This is a genomic window from Mesorhizobium sp. M1A.F.Ca.IN.020.03.2.1 (assembly GCF_004023205.1).
Classification (GTDB): Bacteria; Pseudomonadota; Alphaproteobacteria; order Rhizobiales; family Rhizobiaceae; genus Mesorhizobium.
In genome coordinates, this window is sequence record NZ_RZSV01000378.1 from 1 (window position 1) to 3,434 (window position 3,434).

The window sequence follows — 3,434 nt, forward strand, 5'->3', positions numbered from 1 at the left end:
GTTTTGCGTCTCGCCGCGCCGGATGCGCCCAAAGGACTCGCTCTCTTCGGCGCGCTCCAGCCCGTCGAGCGACATCATCAGCGAAGCGACGCGGCGCGCCGAGGCGTTCCAATCGGCCAGGCGCGGATAATTGTCGACCAGCCAGCCGAACGCGCCTTGCACGATGGCAAAGGCGGAGGCCGCCTGCATGACCTGGCCGAGCGACATCGAGCCTTCGAGGAATTTCGGCGCGCAGAGCAGCACCGGCACCACCGGCGCGAACAGCATCGACCCTTGCGAGACAATCGCGGTGCGCATGTGCTGTCCGGTCAGCAGCGCCCATTGCCTCAGCACATGGCCGAAATTCCTGTCGATGCCGCTGCGCTCCTCCGCCTCGCCGCCGAGCAGCGCGATGCTTTCGCCGTTTTCGCGGACGCGCGTCAGCGTATAGCGGAATTCGGCTTCCGCCTGGTTCTTCCGCTCCGAAAGCTGCACGAAATGGCGGCCGATGACCACCATCGAGGTCGAGGTGATGGCGGCATAGATGACCGCGGTGACGACGAGGAAGCCGGGGATGGTGATGCTCTCGCGGCCGAGCGGCAAGGTGAGCGCGCCGCCGATGGTCCACAGCACGACGATAAAGGTCGAGGCCGCCAGAAAGGCGTTGAGGACGCCGGAGATGAAATCGACGGGGGACTCGGTGGCGATGCGCAGATCTTCGGTGAGACGGGCTTCGGGGTTCGAGTGGTCGCCGGCGACGAGGTTCAGCTGATAGTAGCGGCCGCTGGCCAGCCAGCGCGCGATGACAGATGTGGTGAGCCAGGAGCGCCAGCGGCGCTGGATCGTCATACGCAGATAGACCTGAGCGACGACGAGGCTGGCGCTTCCGGCGACTAGCGGCACGAAGACGGCGCTCAGCATATAGACGGTGTGGACATTGCGCTGTTCGATGGCGTCGAAGAAGGCGCGGTTCCAGACATTGATGCCATACTGGAAGCCGACATTGACGCAGATCAGCACCAACAGCCCAATCGTAAACGGCCATGCGAGCTTGTCGCCATTCCGGCCCCAGTAGCCGCGCCCGCTGATCCAGAACCGCCTAAAGAGGTACTTCCTGCGCGCCTGCTCGGCCTCCTCGGGCGTCAGCTTCGGACCGGGCTCGACGGATTCCGGCGGCGGCGGCGCCGGTTCGCCGACGGCCTCCGGCGTGGCTTCGGCCGGCTCCTCTTGCTCGGGCGATTGCTTCGGGGGCGACCTTTCTTCGCGGGGTCTTTCCGGGTGCAAGCTTTCCGGCGGCGACTTTTCCGGCCGCGTCTTGCCCGGGGGTGCCTTCGCTGCGCCGGTCTTTGCGGGGCGCGACTTCCCGGCACCGCGCGGCTGGGCGCCGTCGGCCGATCTTGGCTTGAGCTTTGCTTCAGACATCAGCCGACAACGGCTCAAAAATCAGAAGGTTTCACGATCTCGGCGAGAGATGTTGCCTGCCCGCTCGGGCCTCGACCTCACCTCACCCGGCAAAACCCCGCCGCGCGACGGCCATGCCTTCCCACATCAGCTTGATCCCGAGCGCGCCGACCACGGCGCCGGCGGCGCGGTCGATCCAGTGCTTGGTGCCGAGATAGGCCGCGCGCGGCCGGCTGGAGGAAAAGGCGAAGGCGACGACCGCGTACCAGACGAATTCGTTGAGGAAGAGCAGCGGCGGCAGGACCAAGAGCATCCAGAGCGGCGGCGAGGCCGGCAGCATGGCCGCGAACATCGAGGCGTAGAAGATCGCCGTCTTCGGATTGGCGAGCTGGACCAGAAGCGCGCGCCGCAGCGCCCGCCAGAACGAGCCGGCGCGCGCCGAGGCATCGTTCGCGATCTCGATCGGCTGATTGGCGCCGCGCCAGATCTTTATGCCGATCCACAGCAGATAGGCGCCGCCGGCGACGCGCAGGAAAATGTCCAGCCAGGCGACCTGGACGAGCAGCGCGGTCAGGCCCGCGACCGCGATGATGGCGAAGATGAAGCCGCCGATGCCCATGCCGATCGCCGCCGCTAGGCCGTCACTGCGCTCGCCGGCGACCGCGATACGCGAGACGACGACGAAGCTCGGCCCCGGGCTCATCGCCCCCAGCAGGAAAACGCCAAGGATGGAAAGGATGGTTGCAATCTCGGACAAGACTTCCTCCGCAGGTCGGCTGCAATTCCCTGCGCAGTACAATGCACGCGCCGCACGCCTTGTCACCATCCTGGCGGGCGATCGGCGAGCGCGAGCATGCCGAGACGGCGTCTGGTCAGGCAGGAGCCGCGCCCTATGTCTTCCGCGGCCCGTCCAGCCATCGGGCGAAACACCGCCTTTTGCAGAACAAGCGGCAGTTGCTTGGGTTGGCAGCCGTGTTCTGCAGTCGTACGGTATATGGCGGAAGTGCCTCTGCACACGGGGAGACTTCAGATGAAAGCTGCCGCAGAACGCGACCCTCGCAGGCGCGAGCTTTTGAAGGATCACGGCCCAGCCGGACTGGCCGCGAAGTCTGTTTCCGGCCGCGCCGCAGCCCAGCAGCGCCGACGACGCGCCGCCCACAGTCAAGACGTCCCGCCGATCCGTTCGCGCCAAGCATGATCCGTTCCAGTGCTTTCCTTCCCTAGACCGAGGCGAGGCCGCTCGCCGCTCTGGATAGGCTTGATCGCAACGCTCTCGGGCTGCGCGGGCGGGGTGCTCGACCCGCAGGGCCCGATCGGCGCGGGCAACCGCACGATCCTGCTCAACTCGCTGGCGGTCATGCTGGTCATCGTCATTCCGACGCTGGTGGCGCTGCTTTTGTTTGCCTGGATGTTCCGCGCCTCCAACCGCAACGCCCGCTACGAGCCGGAATTCACCTATTCGGGCCGCATCGAGCTGATCGTCTGGTCGATCCCGACGCTCACCATCCTCTTCCTCGGCGGTCTGATCTATTACGGATCCTACCATCTCGACCCGCGCCGGCCGATCGCCTCCAGCCAGCCGCCGCTCGACATCCAGGTGGTGGCGCTCGATTGGAAATGGCTGTTCCTCTACCCCGACCAGGGCGTCGGAACGGTCAACCAGCTGGTCATCCCGGCCGGCGTTCCCGTTCATTTCAAACTGACCTCGGCCAGCGTGATGAACACCTTCTTTGTGCCGCAGCTCGGCAGCATGATCTATGTCATGAACGGCATGCAGACCGAGCTCAACCTGCAGGCCGATCGCGACGGCGACTATCTCGGCCTGTCGGCGCATTTCAGCGGCGACGGCTTTTCCGACATGAATTTCCGCGTGCGCGCCGTCCCGCCCGACGAATTTGCGCGCTGGGCCTCTTCGCTGCATGGCGCCGGCGGCGTGCTCAACGCGCGCGCCTATGGCGAGCTTGCCCGGCAGAGCATCAACGTGCCGCCGGCCTCGTTCGGCGTCGTGCAGGACGGCCTGCTCGACGCGATCGTGCGCCAGACGCTGCCGCCCG

Annotated in this window: 3 protein-coding genes; 1 reads left to right on the plus strand and 2 read right to left on the minus strand. The window is 66.2% G+C overall.

Annotated features, from left to right (window positions below):
* Both EOA79_RS30825 and EOA79_RS30830 read right to left on the minus strand, forming a co-directional pair.
* The coding region (locus EOA79_RS30825) for an SbmA/BacA-like family transporter (protein WP_128293612.1) at positions 1-1,401 on the minus strand (1,401 nt) is incomplete at its 3' end.
* Positions 1,402-1,483: 82 nt separating this feature from the next.
* A complete protein-coding gene (locus EOA79_RS30830) occupies positions 1,484-2,083 on the minus strand; it encodes a LysE family transporter (RefSeq protein ID WP_245322376.1) in 600 nt (199 codons plus the stop codon).
* Between the two features lie 555 nt (positions 2,084-2,638).
* Between EOA79_RS30830 and cyoA the strand changes: the two genes are divergently transcribed.
* A partial coding sequence (gene cyoA, locus EOA79_RS30835; protein WP_245489974.1) for a ubiquinol oxidase subunit II occupies positions 2,639-3,434 on the plus strand: 796 nt, incomplete at its 3' end.

Excerpts from the sequence above, each read along its gene's own strand:
- EOA79_RS30830 (WP_245322376.1), bottom strand. The coding sequence starts at position 2,083 with ATGAGCCCGGGGCCGAGCTTCGTCGTCGTCTCGCGTATCGCGGTCGCC.